3 protein-coding genes and 2 pseudogenes are annotated in these 3,341 nt (G+C 71.8%); all 5 read left to right on the top strand.

The window, feature by feature from the left end:
- A pseudogene (locus tag Q0C41_RS30790) lies at positions 1 to 375 on the top strand (carbamoyltransferase HypF); the annotation flags it as partial.
- Positions 348 to 590 (top strand): HypC/HybG/HupF family hydrogenase formation chaperone, encoded by a 243-nt coding sequence (locus Q0C41_RS30785; RefSeq protein ID WP_367079325.1) that lies wholly within the window; start codon positions 348 to 350, stop codon positions 588 to 590. The pseudogene Q0C41_RS30790 and the gene Q0C41_RS30785, both read left to right, overlap by 28 nt.
- Positions 587 to 1,735, top strand: a complete 1,149-nt coding sequence (gene hypD / locus Q0C41_RS30780; RefSeq protein ID WP_291990768.1) for a hydrogenase formation protein HypD — start codon at positions 587 to 589, stop codon at positions 1,733 to 1,735. Before Q0C41_RS30785 ends, hypD begins: the two co-directional genes overlap by 4 nt.
- Positions 1,732 to 2,784 carry a hydrogenase expression/formation protein HypE gene (gene hypE / locus Q0C41_RS30775; protein WP_291990766.1) on the top strand — a complete coding sequence of 351 codons (1,053 nt, stop codon included), beginning with the start codon at positions 1,732 to 1,734 and terminating at the stop codon, positions 2,782 to 2,784. Before hypD ends, hypE begins: the two co-directional genes overlap by 4 nt.
- A gap of 178 nt (positions 2,785 to 2,962) precedes the next feature.
- Positions 2,963 to 3,341 (top strand): annotated as a pseudogene (locus Q0C41_RS30770) (hydrogenase maturation protein); the annotation flags it as partial.

Below are 3,341 nucleotides of genomic sequence, written 5' to 3'. Positions count from 1 at the left end.
GGGCAGGGCGTCCTCGACCTCGCGCCGCTGCTCGGCCTGCTGCTCGCCACGCCGGCCGCGGCGGTCGACGCCGCCGCCGCGTGGTTCCACGCCGCACTGGCATCGGCGCTGGCCGACTGGGCCGCAGCCGCCGCGCACCGCGCCGACATCGACACCGTGTGCCTGGGGGGCGGCTGCTTTGCCAACGCCGTGCTGACCGATCGTGTCACGCGTCAGCTCCAGGGCCGCGGCCTGCGCGTGCTGCGTCCCCAGCGCCACGCCTGCGGCGACGCCGGGCTTGCCCTCGGGCAAGCCTGGGTCGCGGCCCGCCGCCCGACACCCACCCACGTTCCCGACGAAAGCCGCCCATGTGCCTTGCCATTCCCGCCCGCCTGATCGAGATGCTGGACGCCGAGCAGGCCGTCGTCGATCTCGGCGGCATCCGCAAGCAGGTGTCGATCGCGCTCGTTCCGGGCGCCGTGGTCGGCGACTACGTCATCGTCCACGTCGGTCATGCGATCGGGCGCATCGATCCCGAGGAAGCGCGGCGCACGCTCGCGCTGTTTGGCGAACTCGCCGGCGCAACGCCGGCACTGGAGGCCCGGGCATGAAGTACATCGACGAGTTCCGCGACGGGGCGGTGGCGCAGAAGATCGCCGCGCGCCTGCGCGACGAGGCCACCCCCGGGCGCTCCTACGGCTTCATGGAGTTCTGCGGCGGCCACACGCACGCGATCTCGCGCTACGGCATCACCGAGCTGCTGCCCGACAACGTGCGCATGATCCACGGCCCGGGCTGCCCGGTCTGCGTGCTGCCGATCGGGCGCATCGACCTGGCGATCCAGCTCGCGCTCCAGCACGGCGCGATCGTCTGCACCTACGGCGACACGATGCGCGTGCCGGCGTCCGACGGCCTGTCGCTGGTGCGCGCCAAGGCCCGCGGCGGCGACATCCGCATGGTCTATTCCGCCACCGACGCGTTGCACATCGCGCGCCAGAACCCCGGGCGGGAGGTGGTGTTCTTCGCCATCGGCTTCGAGACCACCACGCCGCCCACCGCGCTGGCGATCCGCACCGCGCACCGGGAAGGCCTGGGCAACTTCAGCGTGCTGTGCTGCCATGTGTTGACGCCGTCGGCCATCACCCACATCCTCGAGAGCCCCGAGGTCCGGCAGTACGGCACGGTGCCGATCGACGGCTTCGTCGGCCCGGCGCACGTGAGCATCGTGATCGGCTCGGCGCCGTACGAGCACTTCGCGCAGGAGTACCGCAAGCCGGTGGTGATCGCCGGCTTCGAGCCTCTGGACGTGATGCAGGCGGTCTTGATGCTGGTGCGCCAGGTCAACGAGGGCCGCACCGAGGTCGAGAACGAGTTCACCCGTGCCGTCACGCCCGAAGGCAACCTGACGGCGCAGGCGCTGGTCTCGGAGGTGCTGGAGCTGCGCAGCACCTTCGAGTGGCGCGGTCTCGGCGAGGTGCCCTACAGCGCGCTGAAGATCCGCCCGGCGTTTGCCCCCTTCGACGCCGAGCGGCGCTTCGGCCTGGGCTACCAGCCCGTGGCCGACAACAAGGCCTGCGAGTGCGGCGCGATCCTGCGCGGCGTGAAGAAGCCGACCGACTGCAAGATCTTCGGCACCGTCTGCACGCCGGAGAACCCGGTGGGGTCGTGCATGGTGTCTTCCGAAGGGGCCTGCGCGGCGCACTATTCGTACGGCCGGTTCCGGGACATCCCGATCCGCGTGGAGGCCACGGCATGAGCACGCGCAAGGACTACGTGCGGCCGCTCGACATCCGGCATGGCCGCATCGACATGGGCCACGGCGCCGGCGGGCGCGCGGCCGCGCAGCTGATCGAGGCGCTGTTCCTGAGCGCGTTCGACAACGAACACCTGCGCCAGGGCAACGACGGGGCCGCGTTCGACATCCCTGCGGGCCACCGGCTCGTGATGGCCACCGACGGGCATGTGGTGTCGCCGCTGTTCTTTCCCGGGGGCGACGTGGGGTGCCTCAGCGTGCACGGCACGATCAACGACGTGGCGATGTGCGGCGCACGCCCGCTGCACCTGGCCGCCAGCTTCATCCTCGAGGAGGGGTTTCCGCTGGCCGACCTGAAGCGCATCGTCGATTCGATGGCCGCAGCCGCGCGCGATGCCGGCGTGAGCATCGTCACCGGTGACACCAAGGTCGTCGAGAAGGGCAAGGGCGACGGCGTGTTCATCTGCACCACGGGCATCGGGGTGGTCCCGCACGGTGTGGACGTGGGCGGCGCCAACGCCCGCCCGGGCGACGTCGTGCTGCTCTCGGGCACCATCGGCGAGCATGGCGTGGCGGTGCTGTCGCAGCGGGAGTCGCTGCAGTTCGAGACCACGATCGCCTCCGACACGGCGGCGCTGCACACCCTGGTCGCGGCGATGCTGGCCGCCGCGCCCGGCGGCGTGCGAGTGCTGCGCGACCCGACCCGCGGCGGACTCGCGACCACGCTGAACGAGGTCGCGCGGCAGTCGGGCGTGGGCCTGCTCCTGGACGAGGCGGCGATCCCGGTGCTGCCGCAGGTCGACGCGGCCTGCGAGCTGCTCGGCCTGGACCCGCTGTACATCGCCAACGAGGGCAAGCTGATCGCGGTGTGCGCACCCGAAGCCGCCGCGGCCGTCCTCGCCGCGATGCGCGCACACCCGCTCGGCGGCGCCGCCGCGCGCATCGGCAGCGTCACCGACGACCCGCATCGTTTTGTGCAGATGGAAACCCGCTTCGGCGGCCGGCGCGTGGTCGACTGGCTGAGCGGCGAGCAGCTGCCCCGCATCTGCTGAGACCGCGGCCGCGCGCTGCACCCGGGTCGTCGGCGTCGATGTCCATGCAACCGTCCTGCGAGCGCATCTGCCGCAAGACCGAGCTCGGCGTGAGCGCGCTGAAGACCGGTGCTGGCCGGCTCAACGCGCAGGGCCGCACGGCGCGTGCTCGACGGCAAGCTGCCGTGAGGGCGGCTCGATGCTGAACCGACCCCTGCGTGTGCTGCTGCTGTGCCACAGCTTCAACAGCCTGGCGCAGCGGCTCTTTGTCGAGCTCGGGGCGCTGGGGCACCGTGTCTCGGTCGAACTCGACATCGCCGATCGGGTGACCGAGGAGGCTGTCGCGCTGTTCGAGCCGGACTTGGTGATGGCTCCGTTCCTGAAGAGGAAGATCCCGGAATCGGTGTGGCGACGCGTGGTGTGCCTCGTCGTGCACCCGGGGCCCCCCGGCGATCGCGGGCCGGCGGCCCTCGACTGGGCCGTGCTCGGGGCGCCGCCGCGCTGGGGGGTCACCGTGCTGCGTGCCGACGGCGAGTTCGACGCCGGACCGGTGTGGGACCACGCCGACTTCGCGATGC

It is taken from the genome of Luteitalea sp., assembly GCF_022842525.1.
In the GTDB taxonomy this organism is placed as follows: Bacteria; Acidobacteriota; Vicinamibacteria; order Vicinamibacterales; family Vicinamibacteraceae; genus Luteitalea.
Note: the sequence above shows the minus strand (reverse complement) of the source record. Positions and strands in the feature narration are given on the sequence as shown.

Coding starts and splice junctions, on each gene's coding strand:
- Q0C41_RS30785 (WP_367079325.1), top strand. CDS start 348: ATGTGCCTTGCCATTCCCGCCCGCCTGATCGAGATGCTGGACGCCGAG.
- hypD (WP_291990768.1), top strand. CDS start 587: ATGAAGTACATCGACGAGTTCCGCGACGGGGCGGTGGCGCAGAAGATC.
- hypE (WP_291990766.1), top strand. CDS start 1,732: ATGAGCACGCGCAAGGACTACGTGCGGCCGCTCGACATCCGGCATGGC.